22 protein-coding genes, 1 tRNA gene and 1 riboswitch are annotated in these 20723 nt (G+C 61.2%); of the genes, 12 read left to right on the top strand and 11 right to left on the bottom strand.

Features of this window, described 5'->3' with window-relative positions:
- Positions 1-34: 34 nt before the first annotated feature.
- From IV89_RS13350 to IV89_RS13340, 3 genes are all read left to right on the top strand, one after another.
- Positions 35-1006 carry a mechanosensitive ion channel family protein gene (locus IV89_RS13350; protein WP_037943515.1) on the top strand — a complete coding sequence of 324 codons (972 nt, stop codon included), beginning with the start codon at positions 35-37 and terminating at the stop codon, positions 1004-1006.
- A 24-nt stretch (positions 1007-1030) separates the two neighbouring features.
- Positions 1031-1546 (top strand): YetF domain-containing protein, encoded by a 516-nt coding sequence (locus IV89_RS13345; RefSeq protein ID WP_037943516.1) that lies wholly within the window; start codon positions 1031-1033, stop codon positions 1544-1546.
- A gap of 61 nt (positions 1547-1607) precedes the next feature.
- Complete coding sequence (locus tag IV89_RS13340; RefSeq protein ID WP_051843987.1) at positions 1608-2702, top strand: alpha-hydroxy acid oxidase; 1095 nt, start codon at positions 1608-1610, stop codon at positions 2700-2702.
- On the opposite strand, the gene IV89_RS13335 is transcribed toward IV89_RS13340, so the two are convergent.
- The 8 genes from IV89_RS13335 to IV89_RS13300 all read right to left on the bottom strand — a co-directional run bounded on the left by IV89_RS13335 (position 2683) and on the right by IV89_RS13300 (position 10856).
- Positions 2683-3498: an energy transducer TonB gene (locus tag IV89_RS13335; protein WP_037943519.1), complete on the bottom strand. Its 816-nt coding sequence runs from the start codon at positions 3496-3498 to the stop codon at positions 2683-2685. The genes IV89_RS13340 and IV89_RS13335 overlap by 20 nt on opposite strands.
- On the bottom strand, positions 3495-3986 hold the full coding sequence (exbD, locus tag IV89_RS13330; protein WP_037943520.1) for a TonB system transport protein ExbD: 492 nt from the start codon (positions 3984-3986) through the stop codon (positions 3495-3497). The genes IV89_RS13335 and exbD overlap by 4 nt, the downstream gene beginning before the upstream one ends.
- A 5-nt stretch (positions 3987-3991) precedes the next feature.
- Positions 3992-4855, bottom strand: coding sequence for a tonB-system energizer ExbB (exbB, locus tag IV89_RS13325; protein ID WP_051843917.1), 864 nt, complete (start codon positions 4853-4855; stop codon positions 3992-3994).
- A 1-nt stretch (position 4856) separates the two neighbouring features.
- The gene (locus IV89_RS13320) at positions 4857-5540 is read right to left on the bottom strand and encodes a Fe2+-dependent dioxygenase (RefSeq protein ID WP_037943522.1); all 684 of its coding nucleotides are present in this window, start codon (positions 5538-5540) and stop codon (positions 4857-4859) included.
- 64 nt (positions 5541-5604) lie between these two features.
- Complete coding sequence (locus IV89_RS13315; RefSeq protein ID WP_235183753.1) at positions 5605-8031, bottom strand: TonB-dependent siderophore receptor; 2427 nt, start codon at positions 8029-8031, stop codon at positions 5605-5607.
- 186 nt (positions 8032-8217) lie between these two features.
- The gene (locus IV89_RS13310) at positions 8218-8694 is read right to left on the bottom strand and encodes a hypothetical protein (RefSeq protein WP_005851872.1); all 477 of its coding nucleotides are present in this window, start codon (positions 8692-8694) and stop codon (positions 8218-8220) included.
- Complete coding sequence (locus tag IV89_RS13305) at positions 8691-8855, bottom strand: hemin uptake protein HemP (protein WP_009826214.1); 165 nt, start codon at positions 8853-8855, stop codon at positions 8691-8693. Before IV89_RS13305 ends, IV89_RS13310 begins: the two co-directional genes overlap by 4 nt.
- A 357-nt stretch (positions 8856-9212) precedes the next feature.
- The gene (locus tag IV89_RS13300) at positions 9213-10856 is read right to left on the bottom strand and encodes a BCCT family transporter (RefSeq protein ID WP_037943525.1); all 1644 of its coding nucleotides are present in this window, start codon (positions 10854-10856) and stop codon (positions 9213-9215) included.
- A 366-nt stretch (positions 10857-11222) separates the two neighbouring features.
- On the opposite strand from IV89_RS13300, the gene IV89_RS13295 reads away from it, so the two are divergent.
- The 3 genes from IV89_RS13295 to IV89_RS13285 all read left to right on the top strand — a co-directional run bounded on the left by IV89_RS13295 (position 11223) and on the right by IV89_RS13285 (position 14166).
- The gene (locus tag IV89_RS13295; RefSeq protein ID WP_037943526.1) at positions 11223-11984 is read left to right on the top strand and encodes a hypothetical protein; all 762 of its coding nucleotides are present in this window, start codon (positions 11223-11225) and stop codon (positions 11982-11984) included.
- 36 nt (positions 11985-12020) lie between these two features.
- Positions 12021-12199, top strand: a riboswitch (cobalamin riboswitch).
- Between the two features lie 49 nt (positions 12200-12248).
- A complete protein-coding gene (gene bluB / locus IV89_RS13290) occupies positions 12249-12929 on the top strand; it encodes a 5,6-dimethylbenzimidazole synthase (protein ID WP_037943530.1) in 681 nt (226 codons plus the stop codon).
- A 238-nt stretch (positions 12930-13167) separates the two neighbouring features.
- Positions 13168-14166, top strand: coding sequence for a hypothetical protein (locus IV89_RS13285; protein ID WP_005851883.1), 999 nt, complete (start codon positions 13168-13170; stop codon positions 14164-14166).
- Between the two features lie 188 nt (positions 14167-14354).
- On the opposite strand, the gene IV89_RS13280 is transcribed toward IV89_RS13285, so the two are convergent.
- Positions 14355-14429: transfer RNA gene (locus IV89_RS13280), tRNA-Thr, on the bottom strand.
- An 84-nt stretch (positions 14430-14513) separates the two neighbouring features.
- Between IV89_RS13280 and IV89_RS13275 the strand changes: the two genes are divergently transcribed.
- The 6 genes from IV89_RS13275 to IV89_RS13250 all read left to right on the top strand — a co-directional run bounded on the left by IV89_RS13275 (position 14514) and on the right by IV89_RS13250 (position 18878).
- On the top strand, positions 14514-14714 hold the full coding sequence (locus IV89_RS13275; protein ID WP_037943532.1) for a hypothetical protein: 201 nt from the start codon (positions 14514-14516) through the stop codon (positions 14712-14714).
- A 3-nt stretch (positions 14715-14717) separates the two neighbouring features.
- Positions 14718-15989 carry a UDP-N-acetylglucosamine 1-carboxyvinyltransferase gene (gene murA, locus IV89_RS13270; RefSeq protein WP_037943535.1) on the top strand — a complete coding sequence of 424 codons (1272 nt, stop codon included), beginning with the start codon at positions 14718-14720 and terminating at the stop codon, positions 15987-15989.
- A complete protein-coding gene (locus IV89_RS13265; protein ID WP_005851890.1) occupies positions 15986-16456 on the top strand; it encodes a DUF2948 family protein in 471 nt (156 codons plus the stop codon). Before murA ends, IV89_RS13265 begins: the two co-directional genes overlap by 4 nt.
- A gap of 81 nt (positions 16457-16537) precedes the next feature.
- Positions 16538-17839, top strand: coding sequence for a histidinol dehydrogenase (hisD, locus tag IV89_RS13260; protein WP_037943537.1), 1302 nt, complete (start codon positions 16538-16540; stop codon positions 17837-17839).
- A gap of 94 nt (positions 17840-17933) precedes the next feature.
- Positions 17934-18413, top strand: coding sequence for a UPF0262 family protein (locus IV89_RS13255; protein ID WP_009826222.1), 480 nt, complete (start codon positions 17934-17936; stop codon positions 18411-18413).
- Positions 18414-18878: a low molecular weight phosphatase family protein gene (locus tag IV89_RS13250; protein WP_005851897.1), complete on the top strand. Its 465-nt coding sequence runs from the start codon at positions 18414-18416 to the stop codon at positions 18876-18878. It begins immediately after the preceding gene.
- Positions 18879-18913: 35 nt separating this feature from the next.
- Here the strand turns inward: IV89_RS13250 and IV89_RS13245 are convergent, their stop codons facing one another.
- Both IV89_RS13245 and IV89_RS13240 read right to left on the bottom strand, forming a co-directional pair.
- Positions 18914-19273, bottom strand: a complete 360-nt coding sequence (locus IV89_RS13245) for a hypothetical protein (RefSeq protein WP_107277672.1) — start codon at positions 19271-19273, stop codon at positions 18914-18916.
- 156 nt (positions 19274-19429) lie between these two features.
- Positions 19430-20524, bottom strand: coding sequence for a porin (locus IV89_RS13240; RefSeq protein ID WP_037943540.1), 1095 nt, complete (start codon positions 20522-20524; stop codon positions 19430-19432).
- Positions 20525-20723 lie beyond the last annotated feature (199 nt).

Raw genomic sequence — 20723 nt, 5'->3', positions numbered from 1 at the left:
TCCCGCTGATTCAGTAATGAGTAAGGAAGAACCCATGGAAGAAGTCGACGCCAACCCCGGCCTGATTTTCGATAAACTTGACGGCTGGTTGGACGGCTTTTTCAGATTGCTCCCGAATATCGGCGTCGCGCTGGTTGTGGTCGTGGTGTTCTGGTTTCTGGGAATGGGCATCGGCGCGCTGATCCGCAAATCCGCCGGGCGCCGCGGACGCGAGAACTTGGGCGACGTGGGCGGGGCACTGATGCGGTGGGCCGTGACTATTATCGGCTTCATGCTGGCGGTGACCATCGTCGCCCCGACGGTCACACCGGGGGATCTAATTGCCGGTTTGGGCGTCAGCTCTGTCGCGATCGGCTTCGCGTTCAAGGATATTTTGCAGAACATGCTGGCAGGTATCCTGATCCTGCTGCGTCAGCCCTTTGAAGTCGGCGACCAGATCGTGTCGGGCGGGCATGAAGGCACGGTCGAAAAGATCGAGACCCGCGCCACGATGATCAAAACCTATGACGGTCGCCGCGTGGTGATCCCGAATTCGGACATTTATACAGACAGCGTGGTGGTCAATACCGCCTTTGACACGCGCCGGTCGGAATATGACATCGGCATCGGCTGCAGCGACGACTGGGATACCGCGCGCAAGGTCATGCAGGATGCCTGCGCCAGCGTTGAGGGTGTAGAGACCGACCCAGCCCCCGAAACGATACCGGTCGAACTGGGCGATTCCGCCAACATCGTCCGCTTGCGGTGGTGGACGAAGTCGGACCGTGCGTCGCAGATCCATACCTTCGGGGCGGTGCTGCAGGCAGTCTATAAAGCGCTGGATGAAAAAGGGATCGATATGCCCTATCCAACGCAGGTGCATCTGTTCCACGACCAGACCGAAGCGACCGACGGCGACCGCCGCGCGCAGCGCGAGGGGTGGCCCGCAGGCGAGGGCGACGTGCCGAAATCGCGCGCTCAGCAACGCGACGAGAAAGAAGAGAAAGCGCGTCGATCCGACGCCTGATCAATCCAGAGAAGAAGGGATTATATGTTTTTCGACAACACGGTACTGGATGTTCTGGCCCGCGGCTTCGTGCTCAGCGGTGTGGCGCTGATCTGGATCATCCTCATGGTTCGGATCGTCGGGCTCAATTCCTTCTCCAAAATGACGAACTTCGACTTTGTGACCACCATCGCCTTCGGCTCTTTGCTGGCGGGGGCGGCGCAAGCGTCGGATTGGAAAGCCTTCTTCCAGACTTTGGTCGCGACCGCTTGCCTGTTCCTTTTCCAGTTCACGCTGTCCTATCTGCGCCGTCGGTCAGAAACCGCTTTGCATACCATCCAGAACGCGCCGGTCTATCTGATGGAGAACGGCAAGATCTGTGAAGAGGCGATGCGGGTCAATCGTGTGTCACGCAGTGACCTGATGGAGAAGCTGCGCGAATCCAACGTCATGCGGCTGAGCGATGTGCGTGCCGCCGTGTTCGAGACGACGGGCGAAGTCTCTGTTCTATGCGGGGACGAGGTGGATGACGCGATGCTGGAATACGTCCAACGCGTCTAACCGATATACCTGAGTATTTAAGTCGCTTGTGGCGGCGGGCGTTTTGCGCGATCTGTGGGTTATGCCTGTGACCTTATCAGATTTCGAAGCCTCCGCCCACGCGACCCTTGCCGCTGATGTGTTTGCCTACCTTGAAGGTGGCGCAGAAGGGGAGCTGTCGCTGCGCCAGAACCGCGCCAGCTTTGGCCGGATAGGATTGTTGCCGCGCCTGTTGGCTGACTGTGCAGGCGGCCATACGCGCACGACGATATCGGGGCAGCCCGCGGCGCATCCGATCATGGTCGCGCCGATGGCGTTCCAACGGCTGTTCCACACCGAAGGCGAAACTGCGACGGCACTGGCCGCTGCCGCGCAGGAGGCGGTGATGGTGGTCAGCTGCCAGACCAGCACCGCGCCCGAAGACATCGCCGCTATCCCCGGCCGACGCTGGTTCCAGCTTTATATGCAGGCGGATCACGATAGCACGATGACATTGGTCAACCGCGCGGTGGACTGCGGGGCAGAGGCGCTGGTGGTGACGCTTGACGCCCCGATCAACGGCCTGCGCGACCGCGAGGTTGCCGCGGGCTTTGCGCTGCCGGATGGCGTGCGCCCCGTGATGCTGGACCCGCTGCCACAACCACCGCGACCGCAGTTGCAAGACGGGCAGAGCGTGGTGTTCGACGGGATGATGGTCTTTGCCCCCACATGGGCAGACCTGACGCGGCTGATTGCGGACAGCCCCGTTCCGGTGATCATCAAAGGCTGTCTGCGTGCCACGGATGCGCGGCGGTTTGTCGATGCCGGTGTTGCGGGGATCATCGTGTCAAACCACGGGGGCAGGGTGCTCGATACTGTTCCGGCCCCCGTCACGCAGTTGGCCGCCGTGGTGCAGGAGGTGGGGCAGGATGTGCCGGTCTATCTGGATGGCGGGATCCGGCGCGGAAGCGACGTGTTCAAGGCGCTGGCGCTTGGGGCCGAGGCTGTGCTGGTCGGTCGCCCCGTGATGCACGGGTTGATCGTCGACGGGGCACGCGGGGCCAGTCAGGTGTTGCGTCGCTTGCGGGACGAGCTGGAAGTGACGATGGCCCTATGCGGCTGCGCAACAGTTGCGGACATCACCCCCGATATGATCACAGCCTTCGGCGGCGACCCGATCAGCGAAAGCGATAGCTGATCGGGATTGCCAGATTGAACGGGCCGGCACCCATGGCAGAGGGCGGGCGCGGCAGTGTTTGCAGCCGGTCAAAGATATCCAGCGCCGCCTGATCCAGCACGGGCCAGCCGGAGGATTTGGACACCTCGCGGCCTTTGATCTGACCGTATTGATCCAGCGTGAAGGCTACGGTTGTGGTCCCCTCGGCGCGGGCCTCGCGGGCGCGGCGGGGGTAATCCTTGGCGGCATTCAACGCCAGAACCAGCGACTTTTGCCAATCCGTGATCTCTGCCCGTTCGGCATCTGTCAGCCCCTGTTCCTTGGCCGCGCTTTGGTCCTGTTCGTCCTGACCTGCGCTTGCCTTGGGGGCGGCAGCCGTGCTTTGCGCGGCGTTCTCGTTTTCGGTCTCTTCCTGCAACTCGGTCGGCGTTTCGGTCGCCTCCTTGTCGGTGTCGACTTCCTGATCGGGGTTGGCGATCTTGAACTGCAGTTCGGGGTCGTCCGGCGTGTGCGGTATCTGTGCCAGCAGCGGATCGTTTGACGCTTTGGCTTCCTCGCGTTCGGCCGGGCTTTCGAGCGTGGCTTGGCTATCCTCGGCGGGTGGCCCGTCGGGGAGGTCGGTTTCAGGCGCGGCCATGATCATCTCGACCTCGGCCAGATCGATCAGCTCGCGGCCCTGAATGCCCGCTTCTTCCGGTGGCTCGTAGGCGGCGGCCTGTGTCAGCCAAAGTGCCACGAGCGCGCCATGCACGCCGATGCTCAGCCCGGCCCCCAGCATCAAGCCGGCACCATATCGCGGGGCGTAGGCAAAGCTCATTCTGCGGCGTCCTGCGCAGCGGGGGCAGGCGAAGCGGTTGCCACGTCACCTGCTGCCGAAGGGGCGGCCCCGCCCTCGTCCTCAAGCCCGACGAGGCCGATCTTCAGATAGCCTTCGCTGCGCATACGGTTCATCACGGCCATCACCTCGCCATAGGGAACCGAACGATCAGCATTGATATAGATGCGCGTGCCCAGATCCAGACGGGTCAGGATGCCAAGCCGCATGTTCAGATCCCCCAAAGACACCTCTTCCTCGCCCACGCTCAGGCTGAGGTCCTGATGGATGGTGACAAAGACCGGATCATCGGGGCGCGGCGCGGGTTTGCCGGTGGCGACCGGCAGCTCTACGTTGACGTCCACGGTAGACAGCGGGGCCGCCACCATAAAGATGATCAGCAGGACCAGCATCACGTCGATAAACGGTGTGATGTTGATATCCGCATTGGGGGCAAGATCGTCGCCGCCGTCAGAGAGTCGCACGCCCATCGGGGTTACTCCGCTGCCAGTTTGGTGGCGATATCAGGGGTGGTATGGGGCACGTCGGTGGTACGCTCTGCACGGTCCAGATCACGCGACAGGCAGCGCTCCACCAGCGCCGCGGCATCCCCCACACGCGCGCGGTAGCCGGTGACGACGCGGGTGATGTGGTTATAAAGCAGCACGGCGGGGATCGCGGCGACCAGACCGATGGCGGTGGCCAGCAGCGCTTCGGCGATACCGGGGGCGACGACTGTCAAGCTGGTGCTGCCGCTTTCAGCGATGCCGATAAAGCTGTTCATGATGCCCCAGACCGTGCCGAAAAGCCCGATGAACGGTGCTGTCGACCCGATGGATCCCAAGATCATCGCACCAGACTGCATCGCGCGCGCGGCCCCTGCCTCGATCCGCGAAAGTTCGGAGGCGACGCGTTCCTTGATACCCGCCTTGTTCAACCCGTCAGAGATGTCGATCTCGGCCAAAGCAGCGCGGATCATGGCGCGCATGGGGCCGGAAAAGGACTTCGCCTGCGCGCCTTTGACGGCACCTGCCTTGGCAAGCTTGCGGTAGGACCGGCGCAGCCGTGCGTTGGCCCAGCAAACCTGCAGGATCTTGCCCGCCCATACGGCCCAACCCAGAACCGAGGCGATGGCCAGCCCGAACATCACCGCTTTCACGACGATATCGGCCCCCATGAACATCGCCAGCGGCGAATGGCCGCCCTGTTGCGCGGCCACGCGCATCGGCTCGGACAGGGCAGGGCCGATCCATTCGTCAGCCCATGTGATCAGCGCGATATTGACCGACGCGGTGTCGGCTGCGGCCAGTTGCGGGGTTGCGACAAGGACGGCCGCCAGAAGGATGCTTGGAAATTTCATATCAGGTCTCTGCCCATTGTCGGATGAGGTTGTGGTAGATGCCGGTCAGGCGCACAGCGGTCGGGTCGTTCAGACCCGCGCTGGCCGACAGCTCTTGGATGGATTGATCCAGATCGAAGAGAATCTCGCGCTGGCCGCCGTCGCGGATCATCGACTGCACCCAGAAGAAGGACGCAACACGCGCACCACGGGTGACAGGCGTGACCTGATGCAGCGAGGTTGACGGATAAAGCACGCAGTGCCCCGCCGGCAGTTTGACCGACTGGGTGCCGTAGTTGTCTTCGATGACCAGCTCGCCACCGTCATAGTCGTCGGGGTCATTCAGGAACAGCGTGCACGACAGGTCGGTCCGCAGCCGCTGGCCGGTTTGCGGGTTTACGCGGATGGCGTTGTCGACATGCACGCCAAAGGTCTCTGCCTCTTCGTAGCGGTTGAACATCGGGGGCAGGACATGCAGCGGGAGGGCAGCGGAAACCCACGTGGGGTTGCCCATCAACCGCTGGAGCACCAGCGTCTGCAAATCAGGCAGAACGGGGCTGTCGAGGGGAATTTGCTGATTGCGCTTGGTTTGCGCCGATTGCGCGCCGGCGGTGTTGCGGCCGTCGTCCCATTGGGCCGTGTCGATCACAGATCGGATATGGGCAACTTCCTGCGGTGACAGGATATTTTCGACGCAAAGCAACATGGTGTATCCTTTCGAGGGGATCGGCTGGCGGCGCGGGTCTGCGCCGCCAGCCTTGGTGTGTGGTTTAGAACTTCATGCTGACAGAGATGGACGCAGAGCGACCCGGTGCCACATAGACGAACGGCGTGCCGGAGCGGTACAGCGCGTCATAGTAGGTTTCGTCCAGCACGTTATCGATGCGGAAGTTGACCGAGGCATCATCCGTGATGTGGTAATCCGCCATCAGGTCAAAGCGCCAGTAGCTGGGCAGCTCGTTGCCGTTGGTCGCCGCGAATGTGCCGCCCTGAACGCTGCCGCGCCATGTGGCTTGGCCGCCAAAGCTCCACTGGTCGTTATAGTCGTAACGGGCCAGTACGTTGAACTGTTCGTGCGCGATATTCGCGAACTCTTCGCCAACGTTGTCGGGGTTGCTGCTTTTCAGCACTTCGCTGTCCATCAGGGTCGCACCGCCGAACAGGCTCAGCTTTTCGGTGATGTTACCGCCAAAGCCCAGTTCGATCCCGCGCACGCGGTATTCGCCGGTCGCGGTGGTCACAACAGGTGCGCCGCGGCCGCCTGTGCTTTCACGGGCATTGTCCTTGGTGGTCTGGAACAGCGCAGCGGTGGCGGTCAGATTGCCGAACTGCCATTTGGTGCCCAGTTCAATCGCGGTGTTTTCTTCGGGCTCCAGCAGCAGGTTCGAGGAATCGATCCCGTTGTAGCTGCCGCCGCCTGCGTCCAGTTCATCCCCGACAGGATTGGTTGAGGTGGCATAGGACAGGTAGATCGACCCGTTGTCGCGGGGTTTCCACACAACACCGGCATTCCAGTTGAACATGGTGTCATCGCGCGACAGCGTATCGGCACCGGCTTGCGTGGTGGTCCGGCTGACGCTGTAGTCATCCAGACGGGCACCCAGGTTCAGCTGCCACTGCGGATTGAAGGTGATCGTGTCGTTCAGATACAGCGACCGTGTGGTAACATCGGTCAGCGTCGCATCGGCGCTGCGGACAGGTGTCGCTGTGGAACAGCCGCTGACATCGGGGTTGTAGATCGCGACGGAGCACCCTTCGAGACGGTCTTCAGCAGTGCCGCCCCCCACTTCGGAGGATAGGCCGACATAGCCGCGCTGGCTGATCTCTTCACGCGACAGCGCGAAGCCCGCGATCATGTCATGGCGCGCCGACCCGGTGTTGAAACCAAAGGAAAGCTCGCTGGTGTTCGACGCCACTTCGTTGACCTGATACCGGCTTTTGGGGGAGGCCGTCAGCGTCCAGTTCTGCGGATCGGCATCCGAGGTGTCAGGGCGTTCAGGTGCCGACACGATATAGTCGTTCTCGGTCCGGCTGAGACGGGAGCGGTTGGTGAATGTCATGCCCGGTGTGATTTCAAAGGTCGCGCCGAAGGTGGCAACGCTTTGTGTCGCATCGTGGAAATCGCGGTCTGGGTTGCCGTAGAATGTGTCACGGTCCAGCGTTGGACGGCCTGCAGCGGATTCGGTGAAGGGTACGCCGTTGGTGCCATCCCATGGCACACCCCAGTCTGGCATCTGTTTCATCTGCAGCTGGTAGGCTTCGAAATCCAGTGTCAGACGGTCGGTCGCTTCGTATTCGGCAGCGATGGACAGACCCAGACGGTCGTCTTTGCTCCCGTCGCGGCCGGCAACGTCGCTGACTTGGGCGACGGCACCGATGCGGGTCTTGAAGCGGTCGTTCCAGACCTTGTTCCAGTCGACTTCCTGACGCGCCAGATCGGCGGTGCCAAAGGTCGTGGTGGTTTTGACAAAGTCCGTATCCTGCGCCTTTTTGGTCACCAGATTGACCGCGCCGCCGGTGGTCGAGCGGCCACCGATGGAGCCAGACGGGCCTTTGGTGATCTCGACCTGTTCGGCCATGAATGTTTCGCGCACGGCGACACCGGAATCACGCACGCCGTCGATGAAGACGTCGTTGGAGGACCGGAAGCCGCGGATGAACAGAACGTCGCCGAATGCGTTGCCGCCTTCGCCAGTGCCCAATGTGATGCCGGGGGTGGTGCGGGCGAGCTCACGCACCGATGTCGCGTTCTTGTCGCGCAGCACTTCCTGGGTGACGGCGGTAACCGTGCGCGGTGTATCGACCAGCGGTTGCGTCAGCAGCGAGTTGCCCGATTGAACGGCCTGATATCCGGCTTCGGGGTTGGCGTAGGGCGACAGACCGTTCTCGCCAGCGACGGGCGCGGCGGGGGCGGCAGCAACGGGGGCCTCGGCCACGACGGGTGCAGGGGCGGGTGCCGGTGTCGCGCGGGGGGCAGGGGTCGCCGCGGCGCGTTTCTTGGCGGGTTGTGGTTTGGGCTTGGCAGCCTGCGGCTCTGAGGTTTCTACCTCGATCCCGGGAAGCAGCAGCGGCTCGTCGCTGGATTGCGCATAAAGTGCTGCAGGAGACGTCGCGCCGATGGCGGCGGCCGTCATCATGCCGATGCTGCGGCTGGCCGTGTGGCCACGCAAGCTGTGTGGTGTTTTCGTCTGAGTCATATCGCCCTCGTCATTGCCCATTCGGGCTGTTTTTAGGGGGCTGGTCTGGACGATTGGCTACCTATTCACGGGCGGGTTACTAAGGCTGATAAAAACAATCAAGTATTAAACTTCGGCAACCTTACAAAAATTTCAAGGGGTTGTAGCGTTGCACATAAGGCGTCAATCGGGCGCGCGAAGCGCCCGTTAATGAAGCGTCGGTGCTGCTTCCATTTGCGCGACCTCGCTTGGTGCGCTCAGGCGCATCCGTTTAAGCGCAAGCCCGAAATCCGCGGCAAGCGATGCCACCAGCGGGGCCATATCGGCGCGTACCAGCAGGGTCGCGATCAGCATCGCGTCTTCGCGCTGTCCGTCCGTGGCTGTCGCGATGAAGTTCGCAAAGCAGGATTCGTCCGATCCCAGACATTTGCACGTGACCGAATGGCGCATCAAAGGCCGCCGCCCGAACCGTGCACAAAGCGAGCATAGCTGTTCAAACGTAGCGAGCGCCTTGCTCCCGTTGGTATGGCCGAGGACGCTGGCAAAATCGCTGCTGACTTTTTCCTGTGCGTCAGGCCCGTCACACCACATCCGCAAATAGATGACCGACGCGGCCTGAAGGCTGTCCAGCTCTGTGATGAACCCTACCGGGGCACCGCCGGGGTGCTGATGTGCGTCATTCATTTGGTCAGGATCAATTTGCCAGCGCGTGTGATTCGCAAGGTGTAGGTCTGGGTATCCAGCACGATTTGGGCCAGATCTCCGCCTTCGGTCAGGTCGCGGGCAGAGTAGGTCGGCAGCGCGTTCATCGGGGCTTGGGTCTTTGGGGGGGCGTGAAATGTCATAGGGCTGCTCTATCAATGGTCATGGAAAAGGAACGTTGCACGCGGCACCGATCATCAGGCAGCCCTGCGGCTTGGTCCTGACGGTGAACGGCAGTTTGCGTTCTGGGGAATGGTCTCATCGTGGGACTCCTCACATCATATGTGTCGGGCGTCCCCGTGGTCACGGGCGGGGTGGCTAGACGTTTCCATAAACCTGATTGAAATTATAGGGTATGTCAATCCGACAGTTTTAGTCGGAATACTTTGGGCGCATTTTTGTTTGTCTGTGTCGTGCAAAAGAATACCCCCCGCAGCACGGGGCGGCGGGGGGTATCAGGTGCTTTGACCGGCAAAGCACAAACGTCGGTAAGGGTTGCGTTATTGCGTCTTCATCTCGGCGCGCAGGCCGCGGAAGATTGCGTAGCACAGGAACAGCAGCACCACAGTAAAGGGCAATCCGGTAGAGATAACCATCGACTGAAGCGACTTGAGCCCGCCTGCAGACAGCAGCAGCACAATCGCTACGGCACCTTCGAAAATACACCAGAACACGCGCTGTGGTGCAGGTGCATCGACCTTGCCGCCTGCCGTGATCGTATCGATCACCAGCGAGCCGGAGTCAGACGAGGTCACGAAGAACACGATGACCAATACGATCCCGATCAGCGATGTGATCCCGGCAAGCGGCAGCGCATCCAGCATGGCGAACAGCTGGCGTGGCAGCTCGGCTTCTTGCGCGGCTGTGTAGCCGTCGCTGATCACCTGATCGATTGCCATGCCACCAAAGACGCTCATCCACAGAACGCAAACGAGGCTCGGGATCAGCAGAACGCAGGTCAGGAACTCGCGGACCGAACGGCCACGGCTGACGCGGGCGATGAACATGCCGACGAAAGGGGACCAGCTGATCCACCATGCCCAGTAGAAGGAGGTCCAGCCTTGCATAAAGTTCACGTCTTCACGGCCGATCGGATTGGACAGACCGGGCAGATATTCCACATAGGCCAGCAGGGATGACCTGAAGGTCGACAGGATCGCCAGCGTCGGTCCGACCAACAGCACGAAGGCCAACAGCAAAAACGCCAGACCCATGTTGATCTCTGACAGGACTTTGACGCCGCCATCAAGGCCGCGCAGCACGGACACGGTCGCAATCGCGGTGATGCCGGTGATCAGCAGAACCTGTGTTGTCGGGCCAACCGCCACACCAAAGAGCTCGTTCAAGCCCGCGTTGGCTTGCGTGGCACCCAGACCAAGCGATGTCGCCAGACCAAAGAGCGTTGCAAATACGGCGAGAATGTCGATCACGTGACCGGGCCAACCCCAGACGCGTTCCCCCAAGATCGGGTAAAAGGCAGAGCGGATGGTCAGGGGAAGACCCTTGTTATAGCTGAACAGCGCCAGCGCCAGACCAACAACGGCATAGATCGCCCAAGGGTGCAGGCCCCAGTGGTAGATCGTGGCCGCCATACCCAGACGAACCGCTTCGGCCTGATCGCCCGCAGCCGCGCCCAAAGGTGCCCAATCGGTGCGCAGGCCGTCTTCGCCAACAGCAGTGCCACCCATGGAGCTCGAGAAATGCGATAGCGGTTCAGAGACGCCATAGAACATCAGACCGATGCCCATGCCCGCCGCGAACAGCATCGAGAACCATCCAAGGTAGGTGTAGTCGGGGCTTGCTTCGGCCCCGCCAAGACGCACACGGCCCAAAGGCGTGACGATCAGGAACAGGCAGAACAGCACAAAGATGTTGCCGGCAGAGATAAAGAACCAGTCAAAGCCCTTTGTCACCGACGAGAACAGCCATGTGAACAGCGCGCCAGACTGTTCGGGCAGCGCGAGTGTATAGAATACAAAGGCAACAATACACACACCCGAGATCGCGAAGACCGGGTTGTGAATGTCGAAGCCGAAGGGCCCCACGCTGCCTTCTTTGTTGTCTTGGCCGATCTCGTAATCCGTGTCGATTACGGCAGCGGCCCCGTCGGGTGTCGGGATACCCGGCGACGTTTCATCTGTCATTAGATGCTCTCCATTTTATGTATTTGCGACTAATCATAGCGCAACTCCGACAAAACGACCACCGCTGCGCGGGAATTAAGTAAATGAATATCATGGCTTAGCCCCCGGATGCGGGCTTGACGCCCCGTTTGCGGGTCGCGGGCTATGCGTTTTTTCCGTGGTTTACCGCGAATCCCCTCTTTGGATTCGGGTGAAACACCGGGGCGGTTCCGCGTGCCACACTGCCCACGCCCGTCTGAACGGAGGGGGCAACCGCACCGCGGGATAGCGCCCTATCCCAAAAGATATGCCGGCCTATCCGTCCATGGCCCCGACCCACCTGCTTGCGCAAATGAAAGCGCGGGCGTCTGCGGTCACCATGGTCCCATGACAAATTTTTTCATCATGGGGGATGATATGAAAGTTACTTGCACACTACCAATTATCGCAACCGCGGCACTTCTGGCCGCTACCACTGTCAGCGCCGAAGGGTTCAGCCTGTCCGGTGCGCGCTCTGCCATGCAAAGCGACATCTCGTTCAACGTCATGCAATCCGCAGGGCAGGGTCAGATCAAGCTGCGCCACAAGATCCAGCCCAAAGCGCAGGTCCGGTCCAAAACCGTGAGCAGCCGCAGCCGGTCTTTCCAAGAGCTCAGCGGGGTCAGCACGGCCGCGGACCTCAAAAGCCTCATCGCTTGGGCCGAGGCGGGCCCAAAGGGCTATGACGCCGTGCAATACGGAGCCAAACGGCTGCCGCCACAGCGTCCGACGCAAATGACCATCGGCGAGATCTACCGCTGGATCGACCGCACGCCGGGCCAACCGCATGCCATCGGTCGATACCAGTTCATTCCATCCACGCTGCGCAGTCTGGTGCGACAGGCGGGCCTGAGCAAGAATGACCGCTTTACCTCGGCGGTTCAGGACGGGCTGGCCGATATCCTTTTGGTCGATGCGGGGTTTAACTCCTTCAAGAAGGGTAAGATCAGCCGCCACCGCTTTATGGAAAACCTCGCACGTATCTGGGCCGGTTTCCCGACCTCTAACGGGCGGTCCTATTATCACGGCTATGCGGGCAACAAGGCCGTCATCTCGTGGAACGAGTTCGACGCCGTAATGAAGAAGATTTTCGCAACCAAACGCGGCTGATCCCCGCGTTAGGGCTTGTTCCGGGCGGACAGCCGTGGCCCAATGGCCGGGTCTGGTGTCCGCCTCGCGGAAGAATCGGGAAGCTGGTGAAACTCCGGCACGTGCCCAACGCTGTAATGGGGATGGTTTGCGCATAGGCCACTGGACTATTCCGGGAAGGCGCGCGGACCAGACGACCCTAAGTCAGAAGACCGGCCAGACAGTACAGCTTGCCCCGCATGGACAGCGGGATTGGCGCTTAAACGTATTGTTGGGGACTGAACAATGCCGATACCCTCTGCGCTGGCACCCGCCGCGCCTTTTTCAGATGCTGAACGCGACGCCGTCTACAAGGCGATCTTTACCCGCCGCGATGTACGCGATCAGTTTTTGCCCGATCCACTGGCCGAGGATGTGTTGCACCGCATACTGACCGCCGCGCATCACGCACCGTCAGTCGGGTTGTCACAGCCGTGGAATTTCATCGTCATCCGCGATCAGGCCGCACGCGATCAGGTCTGGCAAGCCTTCAACCGCGCCAACGAGGAAGCCGCCCAGATGTTCGAGGGCGACCGCCAGACAACCTACAGGTCGCTGAAGCTCGAAGGCATCCGCAAGGCACCGGTCAATATCTGCGTGACCTGTGACCGCAGCCGTGGCGGTAAGGTCGTGCTGGGGCGCACCCATAATCAAAGCATGGATCTTTACAGCACCGTCTGCGCGATCCAGAACCTCTGGCTTGCCGCCCGCGCCGAGGGCATCGGGATGGGCTGGGTCAGCGTGTTCCGCGATGCCGATCTGCGTGACCTGCTGAATATCCCCGACCGGATAGAGATCGTCGGTTACCTCTGTCTGGGCCACGTGGACGAGCTTTACCAGACGCCCGAACTTGAGGTGAAAGGCTGGAGCAAACGGCTCCCCGTGGACGAGATGATCTTTGATGGTACGTGGCAGGGCGACCCTTAGTCACTGCCCGTCCCGCTCACGTTGTCATCTCCCGCAATGCGGGTATTTTGCGCGGTCAGCGGAACTATGCCGGTTCCCTGACGTTGCCTTTGTGAAGCCAGTGCATCCCGCGTCTGGCACGCAAAGAGGAAGTATTCAAAATGGGCGGTATCATTTATCTCGTTGGTCTTGTGGTCGTGGTTATGGCGGTGCTGTCGCTGGTCGGCTTGGCGTAATCAAACGCCGGGGAGGCATTTACATGAACACGACACTTACTGAAAAAACTGCCGATGGATCCTATGTCGACTGGCCCGCAATTTTCGCGGGCACTGTTGTCGCTGTGGCGATCGGCCTCTTGCTGACCACCTTCGGCGCGGCACTTGGCCTGTCGTCGATCACGCTGGACGGAACCGACAATTCATCGACGCTTGAACTGGTGCTGACCGCGCTGTGGATGGTGATCACGCTGGTCGCCTCCTATCTGGCCGGTGGTTATATCGCGGGCCGCATGCGCCGCCGCGTCGAAAGCGCTACGGATGATGAAGTCACTGCTCGTGACGGGATCAACGGTCTGGTTGTTTGGGGCCTCGGGTCTGTGATCACCGCCGTGATGCTATCAAGCGCGCTGAGCTTTGCAGCCAATACCGCGGGCAACGTCGCAGCGGGTGCAGGCAAAGCGGCTGGTACGGTCGTCGAAGCTGCGGGCTCTGCCGTGGGAGGTGCTGCCTCCGGGCTGGCCGATGCGGCGGGTGCTGCAATCCCGGATGAGGCCAAGAATGATCCGACAGATTACCTGTCGAACCAGCTTTTGCGCCCCAATCAGGTCGACCCGTTGACAGCCGATCCCGAGCAACTGGCAGAGCAGACCGCCAGCATCGTTGCCAATATCTACCGCACGGGTGAGGTGAGCGAGGAAGACCGGACCTATCTTGCCGGCGCTGTTGCCGCACGCACCGATCTGACCCAGGCTCAGGCGAAAGAGCGTGTGGACCAGATCGTGACCCAAGCGCAGGAAGCACGTCAGGAAGTCGAAGACGCTGTAGCCGCTGCCAAGGCCGAGGCTGAACAGGCCGCAGCAGAGGCGAAAGAAGCAGCGGTTGAGGCTGCGCAAACCGCGCGTAACGCCGGTATCCTGACCGCCTTTGTGCTGGCCGCCGCGTCGCTGATTGCCGGTGTGGCATCTGTCGCAGGGTCGGTCCACGGGGGCCGCCACCGCGATCAGGGCCGTCTGTTTGCCGGTCTGACATATCGCGGCTAAATTGCTTCACGTGAAAATCAAAACCCCGGCGGCGCAAGCGGTCGGGGTTTTCTTATGCCATCGTGATTCGGGATGTTTCGGGGCAGGGTGCGCTGCGACGACTTCAGGCGCATCCATGGCACATGCCAAAACCGCAACGCCAGATAAATAAGGCATCAGGGCAAAGCGATATGTTTAAAGGGGGGATCTGGTGCTGAAGGGGAGGATTGAACTCCCGACCTCGTCATTACCAATGACGCGCTCTACCACTGAGCTACTCCAGCACTGTGGGCGGGTGATTAGACCCATTCGCAATATGGTGCAAGCGTAATCTGGACCATATCGGTCCGCTGCGCTAGACAATCGACATGTCAAAGGATACCGCCCCACAAAAGCCGCCAAAACCCAATGCATTGCGGGAAGACAGGCTGAAAGCCGCGCTGAAAGCCAATATGGGCCGACGCAAGGCGCAAGCGCGTGCGCGCAGCGACAAAAGCCAAAGCGACGACACGCAAAATAATAACGCGCAGACAGATAACGGGCCGACCGGCCAAACCAAGGAAGGCTGAAGGATGGATTCGATTGTGGTCAAAGGCGGCGGTGCGCTGTCGGGACAAATTCCGATTGCGGGGGCCAAGAACGCCTGTCTGACGCTTATGCCAGCGACCCTGCTGTCCGAAGAGCCGCTGACGCTGACCAACGCGCCGCGCCTGTCCGACATCCGCACCATGACCGAATTGCTGCGGTCCCTGGGGGCAGAGGTGACATCGATGCAGGACGGTCAGGTTCTGGCGATGTCGTGTCATGGCGAGATCAACACACGCGCCGAATATGACATCGTGCGCAAGATGCGCGCGTCGAACCTTGTGCTGGGGCCGCTGCTGGCCCGCGAAGGGCACGCGCAGGTATCACTGCCGGGCGGCTGCGCGATTGGTGCGCGTCCGATGGATATTCACACCGATGGTCTGGCCCTGATGGGCGCAGAGATCGACTTGCGTGACGGTTATCTGCACGCCAAGGCGCAAGGCGGGGCCTTGAAAGGTGCGGTCATCGACTTCCCCTTTGCCTCTGTCGGCGCGACCGAGAACATTATGATGGCTGCGACCTTGGCCAAGGGCACGACGGTGATCAACAACGCCGCGCGCGAGCCCGAGATCGTGGATCTCGCGGATTGTTTGCGTGCTATGGGCGCGCAGATCGAAGGCGACGGCACCAGCCGGATCGAGATTCAGGGCGTGGACCGTCTGCATGGGGCGACTCACCGTGTTGTGACCGACCGGATCGAACTGGGCACCTATATGCTCGCCCCTGCGATGTGTGGTGGCGAGGTTGAATTGCTGGGCGGGCGCATCGACCTGCTGTCGGCTTTCTGCGAAAAGCTTGACGCGGCAGGGATCGACGTGACCGAGACGGACAAAGGTCTGAAAGTCGCGCGGCGCAATGGCGTGATCAACGCGGTGAATGTCACGACTGAACCTTTCCCCGGTTTCCCCACCGACCTGCAAGCCCAGATGATGGCGCTGCTGTGTACGGCAGACGGTACCTCGGTGCTGGAAGAGAAAATCTTCGAGAACCGCTTTATGCACGCGCCCGAGCTGATCCGCATGGGGGCCGATATCGAGGTCCACGGCGGCACCGCGACGGTGCACGGCGTCAAAAAGCTGAAAGGTGCGCCGGTGATGGCGACCGATCTGCGCGCGTCGATTTCCCTGATCCTTGCCGGTATGGCCGCCGAAGGCGAAACGCGCGTCAGCCGTGTCTACCATCTGGATCGCGGGTACGAACATGTGGTGGCGAAACTGCGCGGCGTGGGCGCAAATATTGAACGGATCAAAGACCAATGACCGAAGATGCACGTTTCGAAGACGGGCGCGAAGCCCCGCTGAACCTCGGCGCGCTGGATGCCGATGACCTCAAGGTGATCTCCTCGCTGGCGCAGGATGCTGTGTTTCCGGGGTCGGAGATGCGCTGGCTGCAAAAAGAAGGGCGCTTTGCCCTGCTGCTGAACCGCGTGCGGTGGGAAGACGCGGGCAAATCGCGCCACGCCCCGGAACGCGTGCAAACAATCTTGATGTTCAGCAACGTGCAGCGCGTGTCCAGCCAGGGCGTGAACAAGGGGGATGCGGATACCATCCTGTCGCTGTTGCAGATCGAATTTACCGAAACCGATGCGCCCTCGGGCGACGTGCTGCTGACCCTCGCGGGGGACGGTGTGATCCGGCTGACGGTCGAAGCGCTGGATGTGACCTTGAAGGATGTGACGCGCCCCTATGTGGCCCCGTCGCGCAAGCTGCCGGAACATCCGGCCTAAGCGTTCTTCCACATTCTTTGCCGTGCGGGTCGCCCGCGTGGCATCCCTTCAAAGCCCATTGCACGTTGCAAAGGACATCCGATGCCCCAATTCCTAGACTTCGATCAGCCCGATTTCGAACAGGCGTTCACCGCGCTGCTTTCTGCCAAACGTGAAGACAGCCCCGATGTGGACGACACAGTGGCCGAGATCATCTCCCAGGTGCGGTCCAAAGGCGATGCCGCTGTGATCGAGCTAACCCAGAAGTTCGACCGCATCGCGCTGACCCCCGACACCCTGCGCATCACCGCGGCTGAAGTCGACACCGCGGTTGCCGAAGTCTCGGACGCGGATCGCACAGCGCTTGAACTCGCTGCGGCGCGTATCCGTGCCTATCACGAACGGCAACTGCCCGAGGATGCACAGTGGCAGGACGACGCCGGTGCCACGCTTGGCTGGCGGTGGAGCGCGGTATCCGCCGCAGGGCTTTACGTGCCCGGTGGTCTGGCAAGCTATCCTTCCTCTGTCTTGATGAACGCGATCCCGGCCAAGGTCGCGGGGGTTGAGCGGCTTGCGATGGTCGTGCCCACGCCGGACGGGGTGCTGAACCCGCTGGTGTTGCTGGCTGCGCGGCTGGCGGGCGTCGATGAGATTTACCGCATCGGTGGGGCGCAGGCGGTGGCGGCGCTGGCCTATGGCACCGACACGATCCCCCCCGTCGACAAGATCACCGGCCCCGGCAATGCCTATGTCGCTGCCGCGAAACGGCGGGTGTTTGGCAAGGTGGGCATCGACATGATCGCGGGCCCGTCCGAAATTCTGGTGATCGCGGATGGGGACAACGATGCTGACTGGATCGCCCTTGATCTGCTCAGCCAGGCCGAGCACGACGAAAGCGCCCAGTCGATCCTGATCACCACGGACAAGGCGTTTGGCCGCGCGGTGTCGGATGCTGTGGATGCCCGACTGGAAACGCTGGAACGGCGCGCGATTGCGGGCACCAGCTGGCGCGAGAACGGGGCGATCATTACCGTGCCGGATCTGGCCACAGCCGCCAAGCTGAGCAACCGTATCGCGCCTGAGCACCTTGAACTTTGCGTCGCGGATGTGGATGCGCTGAGCGCGCAGATCACCCACGCCGGGGCGATCTTCCTTGGCCAATGGACGCCCGAGGCGATTGGCGATTACGTGGGCGGGCCGAACCACGTGCTGCCCACGGCACGCTCTGCACGGTTTTCCAGCGGGCTGTCTGTGCTGGACTTTATGAAGCGCACGACACTGGCACGGATGACGCCGGACGCGCTGCGCGCGATCGGCCCGTCGGCTGAACGACTGGCGCGATCCGAAAGCCTTGAGGCGCACGGTCTGTCGGTCACCGCACGGCTGCGCAAACTGAACGACTGACGCAACGGCCCTTTGACCGGCCCGCCGATGTCAATTGTAGAACCCCGCCGCCCGGTCTAAGGTCGGCGGGATAGACACTAAATGAGACGTCCCCATGTCCCGGATCACGCATATCGCGCTTGACGACGCGAACCTGCCCCCGCCCACGCCCGAGATAGAGCAAGAGCGCAAGGTCGCCATGTTTGATTTGCTGGAGGACAACGTTTTTACCCTGCCGTCGCGCGATGATCGCCCGGTGCCACAAGGGCCGTACCATCTGGGCCTGTCGATCCGTGATAAACGGCTGGTGTTTGATGTGAACACCGAAAGCGCTGAAAAGGCGGCGGAATTCCATCTGTCGCTGGGGCCGTTCCGGCAGGTTGTCAAAGACTATTTCCAGATTTGCGAATCCTATTTCGAGGCGGTCAAGAAATCCGCCCCCTCGCAGATCGAGACCATCGATATGGCACGGCGCGGGATCCACAACGAAGGGTCTCGGGTGTTGCAAGAGCGGCTTGAAGGCAAGGCCGAGATCGATACAGATACGGCCCGCCGCCTGTTCACCCTCATCTGCGTTCTGCACTACGGCGGCTAGATGACCCAGAAACTGCCCCAATCGGTGCTGTTTTGCTGCGATCACAACGCGGTGCGGTCGCCTATGGCCGAAGGGTTGATGAAAAAGTTCTACGGCACGGGCACCTATGTGCAATCCGTCGGCGTGATGAACGATCTGGAAATCGATGGTTTCTCTATCGCGGTGTGCCAAGAGCTGGACGTGGAACTATCCCGCCACCGGTCTCGCAGTTTCGACGAGATGGAGAATTGGGGCGATGATCTAAGCTCTTTCGATCTGATCATCGCGCTGAGCCCCGCCAGCCAACGCCGCGCGCTGGAACTGACGCGGTTCTATCATCTGACTGTGGAATATTGGCCGATCCTCGACCCGACAGGGCTGGGGGAAACGCGCGATGCCAAGATCGCGCAATACCGCGCCGCCCGTGATCAGATCAAAGACCGTCTGATTGACCGTTTCGGCCCGCCCTCGCGGCCACAGATCTAGGGCAGGGGCGTGCCCCTGCCGCCGGTTTCACGGTCTTAGGTGGCGCTGCACAGGGTCGATGCTGTCTGGCCATAGGCTTTCCATACAGCCCAGAAATCATTGTCGCTTTTGCGGTCGGACTGGCGCGCCTCTTGCAGGCTGTGAGGGTCCGAGAAAACGCGTACGCCACGGCGCTGTTCTGACGAAGAAAGCTCTTTGTCGGCAACGGCCTGGATACAGCCGCAGCGCGCCGCGCTCGCCTGTTTGCGCCCCGATTTCATGCAGGCGTTGTGGATCGGCCCGGTGGCGAACAAGACAGCGCCCCGGCCAAAGCCGCCGCTGGGGTTATAGCCGCGCGGTCCGCCGCAAGCGGCCAGCGTGCCAACAACACAGATCATCGTGAAAAGTCGTACCATCGTTTTGCCTCATCTCTCGGACGCCGGGTTGATCCCGAGGCTGCCCTAACTGCTGCTGGCATTTATGCCGGAAAACTGCAGATTGAGCAATTCACGATTGGGGGCGCAAAACGGAAATGCCTTTGCCCGAACAGGTCGGGCAAAGGCGTGTGTTGCTTAGAACTTCCAGCGCGCACCAACGAAGGTCACGTCCAGATCCTGATAGGATGCCGACGGATCGTCGAAGTCATAGGTGCGGTGTGTTGCGTAAAGCTCGGTGTTGTACGCGTCGAGGCGCTGAACAACGGCGACACCCACGGAAGAGGTGCTGGACCCTGCGACAACAAAGTCGTTCCCGTCGTAGTAATCAACGGAGAAGGATGTCGAACCCGCTGCGATGTAATCACGGGTGATGCCCGCTTTGATGTAGGCGTAGTCTGCGTCACCCGCAACGCGGCGACCTGCGGAAACCGCGAGGTTCAGACCGGTAGGTTGGTGCAGAACAGCGGCGGAGCCCATGACCAGATCGTTGCTGGTGTCGCGGAACGAATAGCCCAAGCGCGCGTCGACCGAATAGTCGCCGTAGTCTTGAACGTAGCGTGTGCCGACATCGGTGTAGTCGTTGTCATCGCCCGAGCTCAGGACTTCCTGACCGTAGGAAACCGATGCGGAGAAGCCGTTGAACACAGGTGTGTCATAGCGCACGCGGAAACGGCGGCTACCGTCGAAAGAGCTGTTGGTGCCCCCGATTGTAACGCTCGACAGCGTGCCATCCGCGAAACGCAGTTGCTGGCTGCCCGCGATGTCGCTGATGCCCACATAGGCGGCAACACCGGTGCCCGAGAAGTCAGCTTCGGCCGAGCCATCTGTCGATGTGCTGCCTTGACCAAACGAGAAGATACCCGCGTTTGGCGTGCGGTATGTCAGGTCCAGTTTGCGCAGTTCGGTGCGGTGGTAGTCGAAATCCAGGCTGTCGTCGTCGCCATTGATGGCGGAGGACCCGGTCAGGCCAAGGCCTGCTTCGAAGGTCAGACGCAGTTCGGACCCGTTTTGCAGCGCTTGGGTCATGGTCAGACCAACACGGCTGTTGGAGTTGTCGTTGTCGATAAACGTGGTGTTTGTGTCTTCACCATCGTCAACGCTCAGAACGCCAAAGTTCAGTTGGCCGTAAACGTCCCAGACGGGGCCTTCTTGGGCCTGTGCCAGCGCGGGAAGCGACGCCAGACCAAGGGCTGCAACGGTCACTGTGCCAAGCGAGTGTTTCATCTTCATCTCAAAATTCCTTATTCGCCCGATCTGCAAGAGTGCAGACCATTTGAGAAGGCCGATCTAACGCCGCCGCCCGCGGGATAAAACCATAAGGCAGCCATACGAAATGCCGGTGTTGCAACATTGCTAAAGGGGGCGGTACCGCGCAGTACTGCCAAGCGCCTTGATATATTGGCGTTGGCGGCGGTATGCGGTTTCTGCA

It is taken from the genome of Sulfitobacter sp. CB2047 (assembly GCF_000735125.2).
In the GTDB taxonomy this organism is placed as follows: Bacteria; Pseudomonadota; Alphaproteobacteria; order Rhodobacterales; family Rhodobacteraceae; genus Sulfitobacter; species Sulfitobacter pontiacus.
This window is presented reverse-complemented; position numbering and strand designations above follow the sequence as displayed.

Bases quoted from the DNA above. Each gene is read 5' to 3' on its own strand.
- IV89_RS13265 (WP_005851890.1), top strand. From the start codon at position 15,986: ATGACCGAAGATGCACGTTTCGAAGACGGGCGCGAAGCCCCGCTGAAC.
- exbB (WP_051843917.1), bottom strand. From the start codon at position 4,855: ATGAAATTTCCAAGCATCCTTCTGGCGGCCGTCCTTGTCGCAACCCCG.
- IV89_RS13310 (WP_005851872.1), bottom strand. From the start codon at position 8,694: ATGAATGACGCACATCAGCACCCCGGCGGTGCCCCGGTAGGGTTCATC.
- murA (WP_037943535.1), top strand. From the start codon at position 14,718: ATGGATTCGATTGTGGTCAAAGGCGGCGGTGCGCTGTCGGGACAAATT.
- IV89_RS13240 (WP_037943540.1), bottom strand. From the start codon at position 20,524: ATGAAGATGAAACACTCGCTTGGCACAGTGACCGTTGCAGCCCTTGGT.
- bluB (WP_037943530.1), top strand. From the start codon at position 12,249: ATGCCGATACCCTCTGCGCTGGCACCCGCCGCGCCTTTTTCAGATGCT.
- IV89_RS13300 (WP_037943525.1), bottom strand. From the start codon at position 10,856: ATGACAGATGAAACGTCGCCGGGTATCCCGACACCCGACGGGGCCGCT.
- IV89_RS13345 (WP_037943516.1), top strand. From the start codon at position 1,031: ATGTTTTTCGACAACACGGTACTGGATGTTCTGGCCCGCGGCTTCGTG.
- IV89_RS13350 (WP_037943515.1), top strand. From the start codon at position 35: ATGGAAGAAGTCGACGCCAACCCCGGCCTGATTTTCGATAAACTTGAC.
- exbD (WP_037943520.1), bottom strand. From the start codon at position 3,986: ATGGGCGTGCGACTCTCTGACGGCGGCGACGATCTTGCCCCCAATGCG.
- IV89_RS13275 (WP_037943532.1), top strand. From the start codon at position 14,514: ATGTCAAAGGATACCGCCCCACAAAAGCCGCCAAAACCCAATGCATTG.
- IV89_RS13295 (WP_037943526.1), top strand. From the start codon at position 11,223: ATGACAAATTTTTTCATCATGGGGGATGATATGAAAGTTACTTGCACA.
- IV89_RS13305 (WP_009826214.1), bottom strand. From the start codon at position 8,855: ATGACATTTCACGCCCCCCCAAAGACCCAAGCCCCGATGAACGCGCTG.
- IV89_RS13285 (WP_005851883.1), top strand. From the start codon at position 13,168: ATGAACACGACACTTACTGAAAAAACTGCCGATGGATCCTATGTCGAC.
- IV89_RS13245 (WP_107277672.1), bottom strand. From the start codon at position 19,273: ATGGTACGACTTTTCACGATGATCTGTGTTGTTGGCACGCTGGCCGCT.
- hisD (WP_037943537.1), top strand. From the start codon at position 16,538: ATGCCCCAATTCCTAGACTTCGATCAGCCCGATTTCGAACAGGCGTTC.
- IV89_RS13250 (WP_005851897.1), top strand. From the start codon at position 18,414: ATGACCCAGAAACTGCCCCAATCGGTGCTGTTTTGCTGCGATCACAAC.
- IV89_RS13335 (WP_037943519.1), bottom strand. From the start codon at position 3,498: ATGAGCTTTGCCTACGCCCCGCGATATGGTGCCGGCTTGATGCTGGGG.
- IV89_RS13340 (WP_051843987.1), top strand. From the start codon at position 1,608: ATGCCTGTGACCTTATCAGATTTCGAAGCCTCCGCCCACGCGACCCTT.
- IV89_RS13315 (WP_235183753.1), bottom strand. From the start codon at position 8,031: ATGACTCAGACGAAAACACCACACAGCTTGCGTGGCCACACGGCCAGC.
- IV89_RS13320 (WP_037943522.1), bottom strand. From the start codon at position 5,540: ATGTTGCTTTGCGTCGAAAATATCCTGTCACCGCAGGAAGTTGCCCAT.
- IV89_RS13255 (WP_009826222.1), top strand. From the start codon at position 17,934: ATGTCCCGGATCACGCATATCGCGCTTGACGACGCGAACCTGCCCCCG.